An 18,781-nucleotide genomic window follows, 5' to 3' on the forward strand; every position below is an offset into this window, starting at 1 on the left:
AAAACTTTTAGCCTATCTTTTAATGGTCGCTATCAATGATGCGATCTGAGATGAATCATTATACCCATACTGAAGTCGCGTTGGAACCGCTTTCAAAATAACCGTTCTTAAAAGGGAGGGATTTAAGAATAAGGAAAGTGCATAGTGGAAATGGAGCAATCCAAAGGATTATGGAACAGCGAAATTTATTTATTTGTACGCCAGTGCTCCTTTAACCGTGAAGATCGAACGTTGATAAAGTGGTACATATACTGCTCGCCCTATTTATGAACAGCCTAACGACATTGGAGTGAACATCTTGATAAAACTGACAGAGAAAGCCCGGCAGGCAATTAAAGATAGACAACATAGCTTTGGAGAGGAAACGTATTTGAGGTTTGGTATAAACAGAACTTGCTGTAACCAGATGAATTACTCTTTAAGCTTGGCAAGCTCGAAAAAGGAGCAAGAGGAAATACTTGTTTTACACGATATTAAAATTTTGATTGACCCCTCGGATTCCCATTTTACAGATCAAACGGAAATTGATTACGAAGACGATGGATTTTTAATCAGGAACCCGAATCCGTTGGTATCCCCCATCATCTAGCAGAAGATGAAAATGAGGGGCAAGCATGATTGGCTTTCCCCTCATTTCTATTAATCTAAGGCATATACACGGTTTTAATATGTGAAAGCTTCAAAAACACATCATCCCCACTAGCTGTCGTTAACTCAACCAAGTTGTTTTCAGCCTTTTTAAGGACACCGATTTTCATAGGGTCCTCTCCCCCATCAAATACTACAAGCTTTCCTGCATTTTTCTTTAATTGGTCCTCCAAAGAACGAAGCATTGGCACACCTGTCGGGTTGATGGGGAAACTCTCTTTATTGAGGGTGTATGGTGTGGCATGTTGATAATACGGAGTAAGCCATTTAAGGTGGTGCAGCGATACATACATCATTTTATATACAGGCGAGTAGAACCCAAAGTAATCATTGAAAACATTTGTGATATAACCGTGTAAAGGAATATGTCCCGCAACATGGATTTCTGAAAAAACCCCTTTTGCATTCATTAATGTTTTACGATAGGAAATGGACGCCATCTCTTCCATCATGGGGGACTCAATAGGATATTTAATCTCGCTATCAATCTCTGTACTCAGATTGAATCTATGGACATGCAGCATTGGAAAATACAAATACCGCTGTCCATTGAACAACACTAGAATATCCGTGCTCAGATCAGTCAGAATTCCTTTGAAGGTTTCTTTTCCTGAGAGTTGAACATCAATCTGTTTACCCAGTAATGCAACAGCATCACTCATTACTATCTCCTCCTAGAGGTTTATTCAGCTAAAAATCATTTGCACCCAATAATATAATAATAGCAGTGTCACCACTGTTGTTATGGGTATGACTATCAGGGATACGCTTAAATAATCTTTCCACTTTATTTTCATTTTGTTCTGTTTCAGGATATGCATCCAGATAAGCGAGGCAAGAGTACCGATGGGCAATAACAATGATCCCATGTCACTACCGATTATATTAGCTAGATAGATAGTTTTTAAGGTGATTGGATCAAGTCCCATTTCCGTTAAGGTAATGGTGCCTATCATTAATGCCGGATGATTGTTGAAGATGTTCGATAGGATCGAAACCAATCCTCCCATGACAAGGCTCGCACTCATTAACCCTTGGTTAACAATCGGTTCGCATATCTCTACAAGTATGGTTGTAAGTCCTACATTGTGGAGACCATAAATGATGACATACATGGAGAATGCGAATATCAGGATGTGCCATGGGGTCTTTTTTAAGATATCGACAGGATTTGTCCGTAAATGATACCATCTCCATACCAGTAAAGATAAAGAACCAAGTACAGCAACCCACTCAATTGGAATGGAAAAATAAGAAGCTACAAAGAGTAAACAGCGCACCACGAACACATAGAGCAATACTTTCAACATGAACTTTGTGCGTTGCCTTTTTGTTTCAACTGTCATTTTCCCCTTTAAAGGATGGAAATTCTTAGTAAAGAAACTTTCCTCAATGTCATAAGAAATATCCGGTAATTTCTTAGGCAATTTTTTCTTGACCACTACGAACATCAACCATGACATAAAGACCAACCCCAGAGTTGCAGGTACAAACATCATGGCAGTATGCATATAAAGCGTCATATGCACGATTTGCAATGCGATTAAATTAACAATATTACTCACGCCAATAGGCGCACTTGAAGCTGTTGCAATCAATGCCCCACTCAAAAGATACGGGATGGCCTCATGTGGTTTTAATCTAAGATTTTTCAGAAGCAAAATCAAGATGGGGGTCGTAATCATGATGCTGCCGTCATTATTGAATAACAGGGTCATTAAAAAACACAATAATTGAATGTACCAATACAGGCGATACCCCGATCCTCTTGCAAGGCTGGCAAGTCTTGCAGCCGCCCAATGAAAAAATCCAAAACTTTCCAATATAACAGCCATGACAATCGTTGCCATGATGGTGATCGATGCGCCCCCGATTTTATTGATAATATCCAAAATATCGCCATGGGATACTATGCCAGTCAGTAAAATAATCACAGCACCGATTGAAGCTGGCCATGCTTCATTTATTCCTCCCGGCCTCCATAATATAACTATCATTGTCATGGCGAACACAAAAATAGTCATTCCAATTTCAAAATGCATGTAGTTCTCCCCTTTTTGGGCCTTGAGCCATTGGATCCTACTTGTCCGATTCCTATATACTATTCACCTTTGTAAAAAAAGCATGGATATATAACCAGTCCCTCCAAATTGTACCTTTGTACTTCTAGTCATTTTGTCCACTAAAGAGAGATGCCCCTTTCCAAGAATCATGGTTAGGTGCCTACAGAATGATAGTATGGCGGTCCATCGTACCCCACAAAAAAGGGAAAACCACTTTAGTGGCCTCCCTTTTTGCAAAGCTTATGTTTCCGGTCTTCTCATTCTTTATCTGGAATTCCCCCAGCGTATGCTCCAAATCATTTATTAGCTGTGTAAGCTGCTGCGTATATTGCGCCAGTTCATTGGATGAAGCGGCTTGTTCTTCCATCGATGATGCAATTTCTTCTGATGAAGCCGTCGTTTGCTGAGATACGGCGGTTATTTCCTCTATCACTTTAACGACCGTTTCTTTTTGTAGATAGATGCTTTCAATGGATCGTGGAAAAAAAAACAGAATGAATGAAATTAAACAGGAAATGCGTACCAGTGAAAATGATACGAACATCTAATGCATTATTTTAATATAAAAGCAGACCGACTGATGATATCCCGGTCTGCTGATTGATGCTGATCATTTCCATAAAAGCAAGTGCCTTCCCTTACCTTTTATTCGCCTTGGTGAATGGCTGACCTATTGCGCCTATTATAATCCTTATGTATCAGCCTGCATGCCATTCATCCATCAATACGTTTGACGGCGATCGTATATTCCTTATGCCATTTTTCCCATTCATCCATTGGAAAATCCTTATATTGACCATCCAGTAAATCTCTTAACATATCTAGGCAAACATGCCAGCCTGCCAAATCTTTTGATGTATGATCATTAACTGGCCGGATGGATTCTTTCAATACTAATGAGCATCCATCCTTTTCAGGGGATACCTCGAAACGAACCCAGCCGTCACCCCATTCAAAATCTAAAACGGCAGATTCCTGAAAATCCCTTATCTTCATATCAAAGGAGTCCCCTGACCCATCATTCATATTGAATTTTATGGTCCCGTCTTTTCGAAGGTCCTTCATTTCCAGGTTGGACATCCACTTTTCCACCTGATCATTCTCAGTTAAAGCACCCCATACCTTTTCCACCGAATGATTGAGCTGGCGATCGAATCTTGCGATGATCCCATTTCTTTCTTTTTCGATTACAGCTTGCATATACATTCCTCCCCATTCAATTCGTCCAAATGTTCCGGCCTACTAGATCTGATTTTTATGATAAAAAATGGTAGGATGGAATTCTCCTTTTGAGATACAGGAAACTTCCCTTGCATCAATGTCCGTCCCTCCTTGCCACTCCTCAGCCTGCTGCATGATTGAACGGCCTCGTCTATACTCAGTATACGTCATTAATTTTGCCATTTCCGCCCGATGGCCCCCGTTCCGCTTTGAGCATAAATGTATCTGTACACTTCCGGCTGTCTCACCCATTTAGCGACAAATAGAATTACATCAGGATTTATGGCACTCTCCCAATAGGAATGAACTAAAGACCGTTTCATGGGAGGGAAAAACCAATGGACAAGCCATCTTCCACCACCTGCATCAAAAGGTCCGAAAGCTCATTAAGACAGGCTCCAATTGATGTTAAACTTTCTACTCTCACATCAGCACTCACAGTTTTCACTCACTTTCAGGAGATACAGTTATATTCACCATCCCCGGACGCTTTGATAAAGAAGTAATGTGAGCAAGATGATGGCGGCCATGCCATGCATAAATGCCAATATTTTCACCGACCGTTACCTCTCCCGAATCAGGATGGATGAATGCCCGGTTCAGATCGTCTGCATGAAGGCGTGATAAAAGTTTGCCTAAGCGGGTGTGTACCGCTTCGATTAGTGATAAAGAAATATCAATCGGCAAATCATAATCAGGCAGCTCTGCCCATCGCCCCTCCTCATACGGTTTAATGACCGGGCTATTTTCCGTAAGGGCCAATTTAAAGCGAATATAGGCATTCATATGACTATCAGCAACATGATGCACGACTTGGCGGACCGTCCATCCTCCAGGACGATAAGCCGTATCAAGCTGTTCATCATCCATGCTGCCTACTGCCTCCCGCAGCATTCCAGGCAAAGCCTCAATCTCCGTGATCCAGCCCTCGGCCACACCACTAGTAATTTCCCCATCAAACTGAAACCTTCCAATCGGGTATCTCAAATCCATCTCATTCTCCCCCTTTATGTTCAATGCACCTATATATAATTCTTTATCAATGCTGACAAGTCCTTTATACTTGCAACCCTTAGCTAATGCAACCCCTATATTGATCTTGATCGCTTTTCTAATTAATCCGCTATACGCTGGATTGAATAATCAAGACATCTATGCTTCCATCCACATCATTAAGTAAAAACTGTTTTCAAGGATGAAAAATAAAAGCTCGATCTTGACGTTAACGTATCTGGTAATATATTAGGACTTGATACACAAATAAATTCACTTGTAAACGCTCTTATCTCATGAGTTTGCTGCTCATTCATGTGAGTAAAGATCAATTCACGAGTATTTGATCCAATTTCACGAGTAAATCCACTAAATTCACGAGTAAACGCTCTTTTCTCATGAGTTTGCTGCTCATTCAGGCGAGTAAAGATCAATTCACGAGTATTTGATCCAATTTCACGAGTAAATGACCCAATTTCACGAGTAAATCCACTTATTTCACGAGTAAACGCTCTTATCTCATGAGTTTGCTGCTCATTCAGGCGAGTAAAGATCAATTCACGAGTATTTGATCCAATTTCACGAGTAAACGCTCTTATCTCATGAGTCTGCTGCTCATTCAGGCGAGTAAAGATCAAATTCACGAGTATTTGATCCAATTTCACGAGTAAATGGCCTAATTTCACGAGTAAATCCACTAAATTCATGAGTAAACGTTCTTATCTCATGAGTTTGCTGCTCATCTTGTGTTTAAAAGCCCTCTTAGTTATGAAAAAATTCAGGATGGTGCCTTTTTGGTTCCTGAATATTGAGCTGGGAACTATTCATTTTTTAGTGGGATTTATATCATAAAGCATAAAAAAATGGTAAATTAAGAGTATTCTAGCAATGGGGGTTTCCAAATGAGCATTCAGAAAGCGACAATACTTGAGCTTGAAACTCTGACAGAACTTTTTGATTTATACAGGGTGTTTTATGAGCAAACATCCGATCCTGATCGTGCAAGGGAGTTTTTAAGAGAAAGACTGACGAATGGAGAGTCTGTGGTTTTTATGGCGTTTGAAGAAGGGAATCCTATTGGTTTTGTTCAATTATACCCTTCCTTTTCATCTGTAAGTATGGTGCGGTCATGGGTATTGAACGATTTATACGTGAAAGAGTCCGCCCGCAAAAAAGGATTTGGCGAGGAGTTATTGAAGGCGGCCATCACTTACGCACGGGAAACAGGTGCCAAGGGGGTTTTACTTGAGACAGGTAAGGATAATGTAAATGCACAAAAGCTTTACGAGAAAATTGGTTTCGTTCGTGAATCGAATTATTTTTATCATTTCACCATTTAATATAAAAAAGTGTAGGGAAAATTTTCTTTTCCCTACACTTTAATGCTATTTATCTAGAAAACTAATTATTTAGCGGTTTCCAGGCTGGCTTGAATTTCTTTAATAAGAAGTTCAGCACCTTCAGCGCTAAGTATTAATTTACCGTCAGCAAGTTTCATATTGTCATCGGAAACGTCACCTGTTACTTGACAAGTCATGTTTGGTTTATATTTTTGAAGGATTATGCGCTCTTGTTCTACGTAGATCTCCAAAGCGTCTTTCTCATTAATTCCTAATGTACGGCGTAATTCAATTGGAATGACTACCCGTCCTAATTCGTCAACTTTACGTACAATACCTGTAGATTTCATATAATTTACCTCACTAATTTTCTTTCAAATGGGGATTCTATATATTTCGTCACCATTCGACATTATTTGCACTTCTATTAAGATACCACTCCCTACCATATTCGTCAATTCTCGTATCTTCGTATATTATCTGCCTTAATAACATTTTTACATTCAATTTTAGTAAACCCTTCATAAAGCCCGTCATACCGCCATTCCCTGTTATTATGATGGTATATATTACTAATTTTACAGTTACACTGCCAACGTTCCCATTTTATTTTTAACAACAACTCCTTTCATTCCATGTCGAATGATGGAGAAGGAATATCACTAGTCTTAAAGAATCCTGTTGATTTTCTTTTGCATTTGAAGGACAATTTAAATGGATGGATTTTAAAATTTCGAAAATTTTTTCTTCTGCCTTTGATGCAGTGGAACGTGATACTTCTGATAAGAATGTTTTAAAGTCTTTTATAATAAGAAGAAAGCCGAAACGATTGCCACACTTAAAGAGTCTTGGCTAATTACTGGCTCATAAAACAGATTGAGGTGAGTCAATTGCGTCCGATTATATTAGGTATTTGTTCTGCTTTCTTTTTTGCATTCACGTTTGTTTTAAATCAATCCATGGAGTTGTCTGGTGGAAGTTGGATATGGAGTGCTTCACTTCGATATATCTTTATGGTGCCTTTTTTGCTATGTATCGTATTAAGCAGAAAAAACCTGCGCCCCCTTTTACGGGTGATGAGAGAACGGCCGGGACCTTGGCTGCTTTGGAGTTTTGTAGGATTTGGGTTGTTCTATGCTCCTTTATGCTTTGCATCCGCCTACTCACCTGGCTGGCTAATCGCCGGCACTTGGCAAATCACGATCATTTCGGGTGCATTACTTGCGCCGCTGTTTTTTGAAAATGTCCAAACGAAGGATGGGCTCGAAAGGCAAAGAGGTAAGGTTTCTGTGAAAGGCCTCCTCATGTCCATGATCATTCTGCTTGGGATCATCCTGATGCAACTCGAACACACCAAGCACATTTCAATGGCCAATCTCTGGTTGGGGGTCATCCCCATCGTTATCGCCTCGTTTGCATACCCTTTGGGAAATCGAAAAATGATGGAAGTATCCGAAGGACGTTTGGATGCTTATCAACGTGTATTAGGAATGACGTTGGCGAGTCTGCCTTTCTGGTTTCTGCTTTCATTGTACGGTTTCTTTACAGTAGGGGCCCCGACGAAGATGCAGAGTTTCCAATCCCTTTTGGTAGCACTATTTTCTGGTGTCATTGCCACGGTCCTTTTTTTCAAAGCGACTGATTTGGTAAGCGGAAATATGCAGAAGTTGGCTTCAGTTGAAGCTACTCAATCAATGGAGGTGCTTTTTGCCTTAGCTGGCGAATTACTATTCCTATCGTTACCGATTCCTTCTCCGTTATCGTGGTTCGGCATCTTTATCGTTATCATAGGAATGATCCTTCATAGCTATGTGTCACATAAAAAAGAAGGTTCATCACGGAAACGGACCGTGAGTGCTTAAATAGCAAGAAAAAAAGAAACTGTTACGCTCTTTTTTACCATTGACAGGTCATGATAAATTGATGATTTTTAGAGTGGCAAAAAAGTTCACCATTCATTTTTTTCATTAAACTTTTACCTTGAGTAAGTTCAAAAAGTATGTATAATGAAAGGTAATTGTATATGTCAAAGGTTTTCTAGGGTTCCGCAGTGCGTTCTATTGCTGGTCTGGTCCGAGAGAAAACTCACAGCATGCTGTGTCACGGAAGGATAAAAGCCTGGGAGAAACCGTTTAACGGTTATCTCTTGGGCTTTTTTGTTTTTTTGGTAAAGAATAAAATCGGAGGTGCGATATTTCATGGGCACAAACTGGATTAAAGTATTCATTGCAGCTTTTTTTGAAGTATTTTGGGTGATTGGCTTAAAACATGCAGATGACTTTTGGACTTGGTCTGGAACGGTCATTTCGATCATCATCAGTTTTTATTTGATGATTATGGCTGGAAGGAAGCTTCCTGTCGGAACGGTATATGCCGTTTTTGTCGGTATGGGGACCGCGGGGACCGTTTTTTCCGAAATCATTTTCTTTGGAGAATCCTTCAAGCTGAGCAAAATGCTATTGATCCTCCTCTTATTATCAGGGGTGATCGGCTTGAAGCTAGTGACTGATGATAAGGCTGAGAAAGGGGATGAATCTTAATGGCTTGGGTCTCTTTAATCTTAGCGGGGCTATTTGAAATGTTTGGGGTTGCGATGATAAATAAATTGCATAAAGACCGGAATTGGCAATCCTTGCTACTGTTATTCATCGGATTTGGAGCAAGTTTTCTATTTCTTGCTTACGCCATGCAAACCTTGCCGATGGGGACAGCTTATGCTATCTGGACAGGGATTGGCGCATCAGGAGGAGCGATAATCGGGATGCTCTTATATGGAGAATCCAAAGATTGGAGAAGGATCGTTTTTATAGCCATGGTCCTTGGTGCAGCAGTGGGATTAAAACTTGTTTCATAGGAATGAATGAAGGCGATTTTTCGTAGAAATTCCAAAAGAAAAAAAGGAATATACACTACAATTTTTTATAAAAGCATAGAAAATCAAAGACGGTACATATATATTATGTGCCGTCTTTTTACCTAACTTGAATTAAGAAGAATTTTTCACGTGAAGTCATTTTATAAAAATTGACTTGCATCCATCTTAGTGGAATCGTTCCCCTTAACCTGTTTTAGCGTCGCTACTATAAGGAAGCTAACAATCACTAATAAGAGCCATGAGCTTACCTTTCCTAGATGAACGAGACTCCATGCATCGGTTTGGTTTGGATACTCCCAAGCTCCAAAGAATGTTGCGATATTTTCAGCTATCCATATAAAAAATCCGATGAGCATAAATGAAAGTGCGATTGGCATACGATAACGAGTTCCACCAACCTCGTATATGACCAATGATCGCCAAAAGACGATGATAACAAGTCCGGATAACCACCAACGAACATCAATCCAATAATGGTGTGTGAAAAAATTTAAATAAATAGCAGCAGCAAGAGGTACAACGACCAAATATGGTGGCCACTTGACCAGTTCGACCTTTAACCTCCTCCACGCCTGGCAAAGATAACTCGCTACACTTGCGTACATGAATCCGCTATAAAGAGGCACTCCAAAAATTTTGAAATATCCTTCCTCTGGATAAGTCCAGGAGCCCATATGTACCTTGAAAAGTTCAAGTGCAAGTCCAATAAGGTGGAACAATGTGATAACCTTTAGCTCATCTCTTGTTTCAAGCCTAGAACGCACCATCCACCACTGCATCAGAAGGCAGATGATGAGCAGCCAGTCATACCGTGGCAGGAAGGGAAGCGGAATGAATCTTGTAATGGCCAAAGAAGCAAAAATAACGGCAGGAAACAAACATGACAGGGCTTGCTCCCAACCAAAACGAACGAGTTGTTTCAGTGCTCTCATGATTGGTGCCTCCACTTTTTTAATGGTTAAATTCATGAGTAACTCCCCTTTCTTCCACTTTTTAACCTTGGGTATCTTCATCATTTCGGTATTCTAAAATATCTCCGGGCTGACATTCCAAAGCCTTACAAATTGACTCTAAAGTGGATAATCGAATCGCTTTTGCCTTACCGTTTTTCAATATGGAAAGGTTAGCCATCGTTATTCCAACCCTCTCAGAAAGTTCTGTAACACTCATTTTCCTTTTAGCGAGCATCACATCAATATTGATTATAATTGCCATGTTTTCCACCTCAGACTATTAAGTCATTTTCTGATTTTATATCGATGGCTTCTTGTAAAAGCCTTTGAAGAACAGCAGCAAAGACTGCAATCACCATTGAAGCAAAAATGACGACCAATCCGATTAATATGATACCTGGGGCGTCGTCCATTTCCGCCATAAGATAAAAGAGCGGCATGCCTGCCACATACAAGCTACTGATTGTGATTGCACAGTATTTTATCTTTTTTAAAGCTCTTACGGATAATTCCGAGAAAGCTTTGTTCTTGTCAATAAAGCTTAAAAGTTTAAAAGCTTGATATAGAGCAAAGTAAAATGGTATCACCGATGCATACAAATCGATTAAAACGAGATATTTCAAATAAGCCATATCCGGATACAATTCTGCTGCAAACTTCGCTATCCCAGGCACCAAAAAGATGCACAAAGCAAGAATCGGCATTCCAATAAGAATAACAGCTATCTTTAAAAAGATCGTTGACACTTGTTTCATAAAAAGCACCTCATTAATTTTTTGTCCATTTGAATTTAACACACCTTTTATCGTTTTACAATAAAACATTGTTGTTTTTTATTGTATTATTATTGTTACCGAAATATCCTTTTCATTTTAAAAAAAATAAAAAAGCATTCCTCATTACGAAGAAATGCTCCATAACTAAACTATTCAATTCATAAATTAATAACTATGGTTCCCCTTAGCTCTACTGGTCTGTGTAACCGTATCCCTCTCCTTATATCATCAGGATTTCCCTGATATCCTCCTCTGTAAGTGCAGATGATGATTTTTCCCCAGGGTCGATGATTTCTTCAATAAGGTGTCTCTTTTTCTCTTGCAGTTCATTCATTTTTTCTTCAATTGTGCCACGGGCAACAAGTTTGATGACCTGAACCACATTCTTCTGCCCCATTCGATGGGCACGGTCCGCGGCTTGTTCTTCCACTGCTGGATTCCACCAAAGGTCATATAGAATGACTGTATCGGCACCCGTCAGATTGAGACCCGTACCGCCCGCTTTCAATGAAATGAGGAATACATCCCGTTCTCCTGCATTAAACCGATTGCAGATTTCCACACGTTCCTTTGATGGAGTTTGTCCATCCAAGTAGAAAAAGACCTGTCCTTTAATAGCCAAATCCCTGCCGATGATTTGAAGCATTTTTGTAAATTGCGAGAAAATCAGTACCCGTCTTCCAGAAAGCTTCGATTCTTCAACAATTTGCATCAGTTGCTCATATTTTGCCGAGCTGCCTTTATAACCGTCCACAAATAAGGCGGGGTGACAGCATATTTGCCGAAGCCGGGTCAAGCCAGCGAGGATCCTGATCCGATTTTTCCTGAGGGTGTCCTTGTCCAAGTGTTTCAGCGTATCATGCCGCAGCTTCGCCAGATAGGCGCCGTACAGTTTCTTCTGATCTGGAAGCAGTTCCATCGATTCCAGCGATTCGACTTTTTCCGGGAGTTCCGAAAGCACATCCTCTTTCATTCTCCGCAGCAAAAATGGCCGGATTCTCCGGGAAATCTGTTTCCTTGAGAGGTTACTATACTCCTTTAACCCCATGAATAGTTCAGGGAATACCACATGGAAAAGGGACCAAAGTTCTTCTAGTGAATTCTCGATGGGTGTACCAGTTAACGCGAAGCGATGTGCCGCTTTTATTTTCTTGGCCGCTCGTGCCGTTTGTGTCCCTGGGTTCTTAAAGGCCTGTGCCTCATCGAAAAACACCGTATGGAAGTCCTCTTTTTCAAACCACGTGATATCCTTCCGGAGCAATGGATAAGAGGTGATCACTACATCCACGTCCATTACTTCCTTAAACAGCTTCGACCTTTCCTTTTTATGGCCATCCACGACGACGGCTTGTATATCAGGGGCGAATTTAGTGAATTCGCTCAGCCAATTGTAGGTTAATGATGAAGGGCAGACAATAAGCGCAGGAACCCTTTTCTTACGGATTTCAGGCAGCTCAGATAAAATGAATGTGATGCTTTGCAGTGTTTTGCCCAGTCCCATATCATCAGCCAGAATCCCGCCAAATCCGTATTGGGCAAGTATTTTCATCCATTTGTAGCCGTTCTTTTGATAATCGCGCAAAATCGGCCCAAGACTATTTGGCACCATGAACTCCAAGGCACTCGGATTCCCGATGTTATCCAAAAACTGACGGAATGATTCCTCTAATGTGAATGTCTGGCTGTCATTAACGGAATCAAGGAGTTGCAGCCCTTTTACGATTGGCATGTTCAGACTGTTTTCCAGGTCTTCATTTTGTACGGGAAGTGCATTCAGAAACCGATTGATTTCCTCGAACTCCCTTGTTTCAAGGGAAAGCAGCGATCCATTTCTTAAACGATAGTACTTCCTTTTCTCTTCAAGCGCTGCTAAGACCTCACGTATATGTTTATCGGGGATCGCATCCATTTCAAATTTGAATTCGAGCCAATCAGTCCGTTCTTTTTTGATTTTGACCCTAATGCGGGGTGCAGCATTCCCACGGGAAATCCGGTTTCTGACAGCTGTCGTGGCATAGATTTGTACCAGCTTTTGAAGTTTTGGAACGATGTGGTATAAAAACTCATACTCCAGCTCTTCATTATGTAAGAAATAGCCGCCGTCAGTCTCGGCAAACAGGCTTTCCTTCATAAGCTTTAGTATCTCCGCCTCCTTATCTAAATCCCTTATAAGCATGGCGACCGCCTTGGATTCCTGTTTTTCCAATGGGTTGATCACGATATTTTCATAGTGGAATTCCAGCCCCGCAAGCAGCCTGTTTTTCACTCGATCCAAGTATAGCTTAGCAACCAGCGGTGTCTTCAAAAACAGTTGGGTGATGGACCTTGCTATATGGACTTCACCGAGCCTTTTCAAACCTGGTACCACTTTGTCCAGGAATAATTCCAGTTGGTCATGATGGATTGGAATTCGATTCATTCCCGAATCCTCGAGCATTTGCTTCAATTCTGAAAGGCGTTTGCAATCCTCTTTTTCGAGCTGAACCAAATTCCCTTCAAATAGGACCATTTTGTATGCATTCATCACCATCATCTCATTCAAACCTTTAATATTCAGCTGATAATCTTCGCCCTCGCTTTGGGTAAAATCAAACTGTAAAGGAAGCGGTTCGCCGGATAAACAAAGACCATCAAATGTATGGCCTCCATATGCAAGCTTCACCAATGGCGCCCTACCAAGGATTGGGACAAGTCTTTGAAAGGAAGATGGAGGCAGAAGTAATAAGTGATCGTCCATTGTATATTTAAATTTGTCCGTAAGGGCATCAACATAAACCTTTTCATCCGATATCACTGTAATAAGCTCCTGAAGCACTGCATCCGTTTCCTTATGAAAACAATGCAATTCAGGGTCATATAAAAATGAAAGGGTCAATTGGGCAGTTTTTCCTTCTTTTACCCGTTTCAGGAAATCCCGGACATTCAACAAATTGAAAGAACCGATTTTCATTTCCATTCCTAACATATATTGTCCAGTAACTATCCTTACAGGTTTACACGTAAACTCTGCATCAAGCAATTGCCTGTTTTCAAAGTGGAGCTGCTGACCGCTTTTGCGTACAGGCTGATTATTGAATAGGGTCAGCAAGCCCTCAGACAACTTCTTATTGGCTGAAATATCAGAACCAGGTACATTTAGGCCATCAGGGATCGTTCCCTCTCGCTGATGATCGCAAACCGACAGCAGTACGGCTGCAATATGCTGACAATCCCTTTGGTAGGAAGCTAGCGAAGGACAACTGCATGTAGTCTGAAAACCACCGACAGAATCCACTTCGATCGAGACATGGAAATCTTCCATTCCTTTAACCGCTGCTTCACAACCATCAGGACGGTAACTTTGAAATGTCACTTTATTGGCACGATGAAAAGCTTCCCCTCTTTTGAAGGAGACGGCCCCGCACATGTCTTTTATGATTTTTTGATTCAATTTGATATCCAAATTGCCGTCCTCCCTCCTGAGGTTTTTTTGTTAATTGATTTTACATTCCGCTGATAAATAAAGCTCATTTAATCATCATACTATGAAATGGGTATACGAGGTTGCAAAAAAGCAAAAAGACAAACCCATCATTCAAATTAAGATTTGATTGATGGAGTTTATCTTAGTTCAGCAACGGGAATTGCAACTTTATTGTTGCCCTTTGACTTTGTTGCCTTTCTTTTTTTTTCGATAAATGAAGCTGAACAATAAGGACACAAGAAGAACAAGAAATAGGATTAGTTCAGCCGGTTCTTTCACCAAAAAAGGGTTCAAGGCATGTTTCATTGAATTATCCAAATCAAATCCTAAAAGAAAATCCATACCTAAAGAAAAGGCCACTAATGGAATCAGCAGCAAAACCGTAATACCGAAAATTTTCATTTTTCATCTATTCCCCTTTTAGGAACTTATTTTGGTGCTGGCCTTGCTTCTTTTTCGATTCTTGAAAAAGGCAATGATCAAGAGAAGCATCGGGATGATCACTTGAAATGGGAGGTGGATATAGATCGGAACGGCGTCTAATCCTTCATGGATATGTTCCGAATAGTTGCTTGCGATTACAATGGAAATCAGTAAAATGACAAAGCCGATCGGATAAGCAAGTCTGGAAGGCTGTTTAACATTGAAAACATTCGCCGTACCCGTTAACGCTGCATAGGTAAATATACTTAACTTGATGAACCCGCCAATCATCAGCTTCAATAAAAAATAAACATCAAGGCGTTCGAGGAAGCCAGCGATCTCAATGGACTGAATGAGTGTAAGCAGAGGATATTGCGAACGGGTTGTAAGATCCACTCCAAGTACCGCTACGTTCATAGCCATTGTAAACGAGAGAAAAATACCTCCTGTAACCAAACTCCCGATCCCGATTTTTTTCATTAGCTGAGGTTCGTTCAAATAAGGAAAAATCATCAAAAAGACAATGATTTCGCCAAATGGAAAGTATATGGTTTCAGTAAAGGCCATTCTCATCATCTCCGCCCCACTGATCTCGAAAACGGGCTTTAAGTTGTTTAAATGGATCATGCCTGAAACGACTATCAGAAAAATGAATGTCAGGAAAAGTAAATTCTCCAAGACAAAAAACATTTCACCCGTCCTTGCCATTACCTCTATCCCTTTACGAACCGTAAATACCACTACCAAAATGAATGTTGCATTAGCAAAAAATAATGGAAGGTGAGGATAGGCAAAAGTAAGCAGTGTCTCCCCGAAATCCCTCAACACCCTTGCAGCGAGATATATGAAATAAAGAATGTATAAAAAGGCTACTATCCTTCCTAAGAAGTTCCCCAATATATTTCTTACAAAATCAGTTAACAGCTGATCAGGGTAGTATCGAAAAAGACTATAATAAACGAAAAATAATAAACAACCGCCTATCATCGCAATAAGAATGACTAGCCATGCACCCTGTTTAGCATCTCCTGCAAGAGGAACCAATAGAGCACTGCCCATTTCAAACAGGAAAATAAGGACGAACAGCTGATAGCCGCTAATTTGTGCCTTTTCCACGAAGATGCCACTTCCTTCCCATTATTGATCACTCTTTTTAATATTTGAAAGATACGGCTTATTACGTAATCCTGTACGGCGAATGAAAGTCTCTACCTGCACCTGTGCCTCCAGTTTAGGAAAAGTAACATCGTCCCAATCCTTTTCTAACTTCTTCCATACTTTTGGATGGGATTCATGCATGATTTCACCAAATCCAAAAATATCGGATTTATTTTTTTGGGCCCGTACGATTGCATCTTCCATCTCCTTCTTCAAGTTCTTGGCTAACTTCTTTTCAATATCAATCAGGACGTGCGGACTATTTAGATTCAAGGGAACATCCGCTTCGCGAATATCTCCTTCTGCACGGACATTTATAAATATCTTAGGTTTACCATTTTCCATTTTTACCGAAACATTGGTTTTTTGGCGAATCACCTGATAGGTTATTGCGTCTTTTTTATCCTTCCAATCCATGTTTAGATTGGTACCTTCAATCCTATCCAATACCCACATGGATCCGATTGCCTTATCACCATCCAGCCAGTCAACCAATTTCCCTTCTTTAAAAACACCTATACCAGCTGCTATAGGGTTTGCCTGAATATCTGAAGACTGGGTATTCTCCATTTTGTCCTCTTTACCTTTCTGACCGTTCACGGTAAAACCACTTATTATCGGTTCTTTTCCGGTACTTACAAGATTCTTGATCACTTCTTGAAGATTGATATTGACACTTCCGCCCTGTTGTTTTTCCGTAGATTCAATTGTCCTGATGATTTTTTCAGCTGTTACTTTATCGATTGACGTCAGCGTTTCGACTATATTCCTTGCTTTTACACCACGGGCAATCACGATCCTCGTAGTCGCCCTAAATTCCGGGGAACGTTCAAAGGCATCAAAAATCGCGTTGATGCCCTCTTCTTTTGCTATTTCCTCACTTATGACAATCAGGTTTGCATGGGCAAAATACATATCCCTTGAAATTTTGGTTGAAGCAACACTATCCATTTCCAATATATTATCTCCGCTGGCCCTATAAATGGAGATGGGTGGATTTGTTCCGCCGCCCCCTTGAAGAGCTCCCGCAACATTGCTTGGATTAATAATTTGAAACGTTGCCACTAATTTCCCTTCTTTATTTTTATCGATTCCCACTGCCGAAACGATGGACATTTCGTTTAATTCTTTTTTATCCCAACAGCCGGAGGTGAATGTAGTGCAGATCAACATCAAGAGCAGGACTAATCGTTTACGATTCATTGCCTTCACCTTTTTTCTGGTCAGAAGTTTTCATTCCACGCGATTCAGGAGGCAGTGGTCTTTGATTATCGCCTTCCCTTATCAGATTATTTGGGTTGGTTACTAATTTGGGCCTCTCTTTAAACGCCCACATCGGTCTTCTGAAGAATGTGTCGCCTAACCCTTCCGGATTAAGAGGGGCCAGCGGTGTCATATAAGGAACTCCAAGTGAACGAAGGCTGCATAAATGGACAATAAGGACGATAAAGGCTAAAATCATGCCATAAAAACCTAAAACACCGGCACAAATGATAAATCCGAAACGCACTATACGGGCTGAAATGGCTATTGCATAAGATGGGGTAGCAAAACTGGCAATCGCCGTGATCGAAACGATGATGACCATTGCCGGCGATACGATGCCAGCCTGGACTGCAGCCTGCCCAATCACCAATGCCCCTACAATGGACATGGTCGAACCGACAGCCTTTGGCATCCGTAGGCTTGCTTCCCTTAATATTTCAAAAGTCATTTCCATGAGAAGCGCTTCAATGACGGCCGGCAAAGGAACCGTTTCCCTTTGGGCCGCAACGATGACCAGCAACTTCGTTGGGATCATTTCCTGGTGAAAGGTCGTGGCTGCAACATAGACAGCAGGCCCGATTATAGAGATTATAAAAACGATGATCCGTAAAAAGCGTGTGGCTGAAGCAATATCGAAGCGATTATAGTAATCTTCGACAGATTGGAAAAACTGGACGAATAAGGCCGGTGCCACCAAGACAAAAGGCGTTCCATTAACGAATATAGCCACTCTTCCTTCAAGTAGGTTCCCTGCGACCATATCCGGCCGTTCTGTATGATTAAGGGTTGGGAATGGTGTCATGACCTGGTCTTCTATCAATTGCTCAATATATCCTGATTCAAGAATGCTATCGATGTTAATTCGGTTTAAGCGCTTCTTGACCTCTTCGACGATCCCTTCCTTGGCAATCCCATTTATATACATGATGGAAACATCCGTTTTTGTCACGGTGCCTATTTTCATCGACTCTATCCATAAATCCGGGGTATTGATGATGCGGCGTAACATGGCGATGTTCGTTCCATTCGATTCCGTGAACCCTTCTCTTGATCCCCTGACAGTCAAATGCGTGCTTGGTTCCTGAATCGAGCGCCGTTCCCCCCCTTTTGTACTGGCAACCAAGGCTATGTTTATACCATCAACAAAAATGATGCTATCCCCTGATAATAATGACAAAAATAATTTTTCCCATTCCTTGACGGTTTCTACACCACCGAGGGAAATCACGTCTTCAGAGATTACATCCAACGCTTCTTGTGGAAGTATTTTTTCTGATAGATGAGGGTTTTTCATGATAGATTCAATTAAAAAATCCGTAACGCTTGGATTATCAATCAGACCCTGCACATACAAAATAGTCGTTTTCATTTCCGGATTTTGACCTATTTTCAACGTTCGGATAATAATGTCCGGACTGTTTCCCGTCTTATTCTTCACGATTTCCAGATTGGCCGAAATGGAACTTTCAATATAATCAGGTGTTTTGGATTGACCTTCATCTTCCTTTTTCTTTTCATTTTGTTTCATTTGTCTTTTTTGTTTGAAAAAAGAAGCCATAGCACCGAACCTCATTCCTTTTTCGTTTCACTCATTTTGTCCAA

The 18,781-nt window shown here is 40.7% G+C and carries 22 protein-coding genes and 1 riboswitch; of the genes, 5 read left to right on the forward strand and 17 right to left on the reverse strand.

The window, feature by feature from the left end; genetic code table 11:
* Window positions 1–298: 298 nt before the first annotated feature.
* The gene (locus ACFX4L_RS09415) at window positions 299–589 is read left to right on the forward strand and encodes a HesB/IscA family protein (protein WP_289319844.1); all 291 of its coding nucleotides are present in this window, start codon (window positions 299–301) and stop codon (window positions 587–589) included.
* A gap of 55 nt (window positions 590–644) precedes the next feature.
* Here the strand turns inward: ACFX4L_RS09415 and ACFX4L_RS09420 are convergent, their stop codons facing one another.
* The 8 genes from ACFX4L_RS09420 to ACFX4L_RS09455 form a co-directional block, all read right to left on the reverse strand.
* Entirely contained in the window at window positions 645–1,310 is a 666-nt protein-coding gene (locus ACFX4L_RS09420) for a DUF2642 domain-containing protein (RefSeq protein ID WP_284469949.1), read from the reverse strand.
* A gap of 24 nt (window positions 1,311–1,334) precedes the next feature.
* On the reverse strand, window positions 1,335–2,690 hold the full coding sequence (locus tag ACFX4L_RS09425; protein WP_377382293.1) for an arsenic transporter: 1,356 nt from the start codon (window positions 2,688–2,690) through the stop codon (window positions 1,335–1,337).
* Between the two features lie 181 nt (window positions 2,691–2,871).
* Window positions 2,872–3,255, reverse strand: coding sequence for a hypothetical protein (locus tag ACFX4L_RS09430; protein ID WP_377382291.1), 384 nt, complete (start codon window positions 3,253–3,255; stop codon window positions 2,872–2,874).
* Between the two features lie 170 nt (window positions 3,256–3,425).
* Entirely contained in the window at window positions 3,426–3,911 is a 486-nt protein-coding gene (locus ACFX4L_RS09435; RefSeq protein WP_284469946.1) for an SRPBCC family protein, read from the reverse strand.
* Between the two features lie 42 nt (window positions 3,912–3,953).
* On the reverse strand, window positions 3,954–4,115 hold the full coding sequence (locus tag ACFX4L_RS09440; protein ID WP_284469945.1) for a hypothetical protein: 162 nt from the start codon (window positions 4,113–4,115) through the stop codon (window positions 3,954–3,956).
* Window positions 4,103–4,255 carry a hypothetical protein gene (locus ACFX4L_RS09445; protein ID WP_377382286.1) on the reverse strand — a complete coding sequence of 51 codons (153 nt, stop codon included), beginning with the start codon at window positions 4,253–4,255 and terminating at the stop codon, window positions 4,103–4,105. Before ACFX4L_RS09445 ends, ACFX4L_RS09440 begins: the two co-directional genes overlap by 13 nt.
* Window positions 4,256–4,376: 121 nt before the next feature.
* A complete protein-coding gene (locus ACFX4L_RS09450; protein WP_377382283.1) occupies window positions 4,377–4,925 on the reverse strand; it encodes a YfiT family bacillithiol transferase in 549 nt (182 codons plus the stop codon).
* 179 nt (window positions 4,926–5,104) lie between these two features.
* Window positions 5,105–5,632 carry a hypothetical protein gene (locus ACFX4L_RS09455; protein ID WP_377404850.1) on the reverse strand — a complete coding sequence of 176 codons (528 nt, stop codon included), beginning with the start codon at window positions 5,630–5,632 and terminating at the stop codon, window positions 5,105–5,107.
* A 195-nt stretch (window positions 5,633–5,827) separates the two neighbouring features.
* Between ACFX4L_RS09455 and ACFX4L_RS09460 the strand changes: the two genes are divergently transcribed.
* The gene (locus ACFX4L_RS09460) at window positions 5,828–6,265 is read left to right on the forward strand and encodes a GNAT family N-acetyltransferase (RefSeq protein WP_377382277.1); all 438 of its coding nucleotides are present in this window, start codon (window positions 5,828–5,830) and stop codon (window positions 6,263–6,265) included.
* A gap of 65 nt (window positions 6,266–6,330) precedes the next feature.
* Here ACFX4L_RS09460 and ACFX4L_RS09465 read toward each other — a convergent pair whose 3' ends face one another.
* Window positions 6,331–6,615, reverse strand: a complete 285-nt coding sequence (locus ACFX4L_RS09465; protein WP_061464502.1) for a transition state genes transcriptional regulator AbrB — start codon at window positions 6,613–6,615, stop codon at window positions 6,331–6,333.
* Window positions 6,616–7,155: 540 nt separating this feature from the next.
* On the opposite strand from ACFX4L_RS09465, the gene ACFX4L_RS09470 reads away from it, so the two are divergent.
* The 3 genes from ACFX4L_RS09470 (at window position 7,156) to ACFX4L_RS09480 (ending at window position 9,119) form a co-directional block, all read left to right on the forward strand.
* Complete coding sequence (locus ACFX4L_RS09470) at window positions 7,156–8,127, forward strand: DMT family transporter (protein ID WP_185147811.1); 972 nt, start codon at window positions 7,156–7,158, stop codon at window positions 8,125–8,127.
* A gap of 164 nt (window positions 8,128–8,291) precedes the next feature.
* Window positions 8,292–8,392: riboswitch (guanidine-I (ykkC/yxkD leader) on the forward strand.
* A 71-nt stretch (window positions 8,393–8,463) separates the two neighbouring features.
* Complete coding sequence (locus tag ACFX4L_RS09475) at window positions 8,464–8,805, forward strand: DMT family transporter (RefSeq protein ID WP_061464505.1); 342 nt, start codon at window positions 8,464–8,466, stop codon at window positions 8,803–8,805.
* Window positions 8,805–9,119, forward strand: a complete 315-nt coding sequence (locus tag ACFX4L_RS09480) for a DMT family transporter (protein WP_061464506.1) — start codon at window positions 8,805–8,807, stop codon at window positions 9,117–9,119. Before ACFX4L_RS09475 ends, ACFX4L_RS09480 begins: the two co-directional genes overlap by 1 nt.
* Before the next feature lie 161 nt (window positions 9,120–9,280).
* Here the strand turns inward: ACFX4L_RS09480 and ACFX4L_RS09485 are convergent, their stop codons facing one another.
* From ACFX4L_RS09485 to ACFX4L_RS09520, 8 genes are all read right to left on the reverse strand, one after another.
* Window positions 9,281–10,072 (reverse strand): DUF817 domain-containing protein, encoded by a 792-nt coding sequence (locus ACFX4L_RS09485; RefSeq protein WP_377382407.1) that lies wholly within the window; start codon window positions 10,070–10,072, stop codon window positions 9,281–9,283.
* A gap of 61 nt (window positions 10,073–10,133) precedes the next feature.
* A complete protein-coding gene (locus ACFX4L_RS09490) occupies window positions 10,134–10,355 on the reverse strand; it encodes a helix-turn-helix domain-containing protein (protein WP_061464508.1) in 222 nt (73 codons plus the stop codon).
* Between the two features lie 10 nt (window positions 10,356–10,365).
* Window positions 10,366–10,848, reverse strand: a complete 483-nt coding sequence (locus tag ACFX4L_RS09495) for a DUF2975 domain-containing protein (protein WP_377382270.1) — start codon at window positions 10,846–10,848, stop codon at window positions 10,366–10,368.
* 241 nt (window positions 10,849–11,089) lie between these two features.
* Window positions 11,090–14,311 carry a DEAD/DEAH box helicase gene (locus tag ACFX4L_RS09500; protein WP_377404853.1) on the reverse strand — a complete coding sequence of 1,074 codons (3,222 nt, stop codon included), beginning with the start codon at window positions 14,309–14,311 and terminating at the stop codon, window positions 11,090–11,092.
* A gap of 189 nt (window positions 14,312–14,500) precedes the next feature.
* Window positions 14,501–14,734: a YczF family membrane protein gene (locus tag ACFX4L_RS09505; RefSeq protein ID WP_125163426.1), complete on the reverse strand. Its 234-nt coding sequence runs from the start codon at window positions 14,732–14,734 to the stop codon at window positions 14,501–14,503.
* Between the two features lie 18 nt (window positions 14,735–14,752).
* Complete coding sequence (locus tag ACFX4L_RS09510) at window positions 14,753–15,871, reverse strand: GerAB/ArcD/ProY family transporter (protein ID WP_377404856.1); 1,119 nt, start codon at window positions 15,869–15,871, stop codon at window positions 14,753–14,755.
* A gap of 21 nt (window positions 15,872–15,892) precedes the next feature.
* A complete protein-coding gene (locus ACFX4L_RS09515) occupies window positions 15,893–17,116 on the reverse strand; it encodes a Ger(x)C family spore germination protein (RefSeq protein ID WP_377404859.1) in 1,224 nt (407 codons plus the stop codon).
* Window positions 17,106–18,737, reverse strand: a complete 1,632-nt coding sequence (locus tag ACFX4L_RS09520) for a spore germination protein (RefSeq protein ID WP_377404862.1) — start codon at window positions 18,735–18,737, stop codon at window positions 17,106–17,108. Before ACFX4L_RS09520 ends, ACFX4L_RS09515 begins: the two co-directional genes overlap by 11 nt.
* Between the last annotated feature and the right edge of the window lie 44 nt (window positions 18,738–18,781).

Origin of the sequence: Peribacillus sp. YIM B13482 (genome assembly GCF_042787975.1) — a bacterium.
Taxonomy (GTDB): Bacteria; Bacillota; Bacilli; order Bacillales; family DSM-1321; genus Peribacillus; species Peribacillus simplex_A.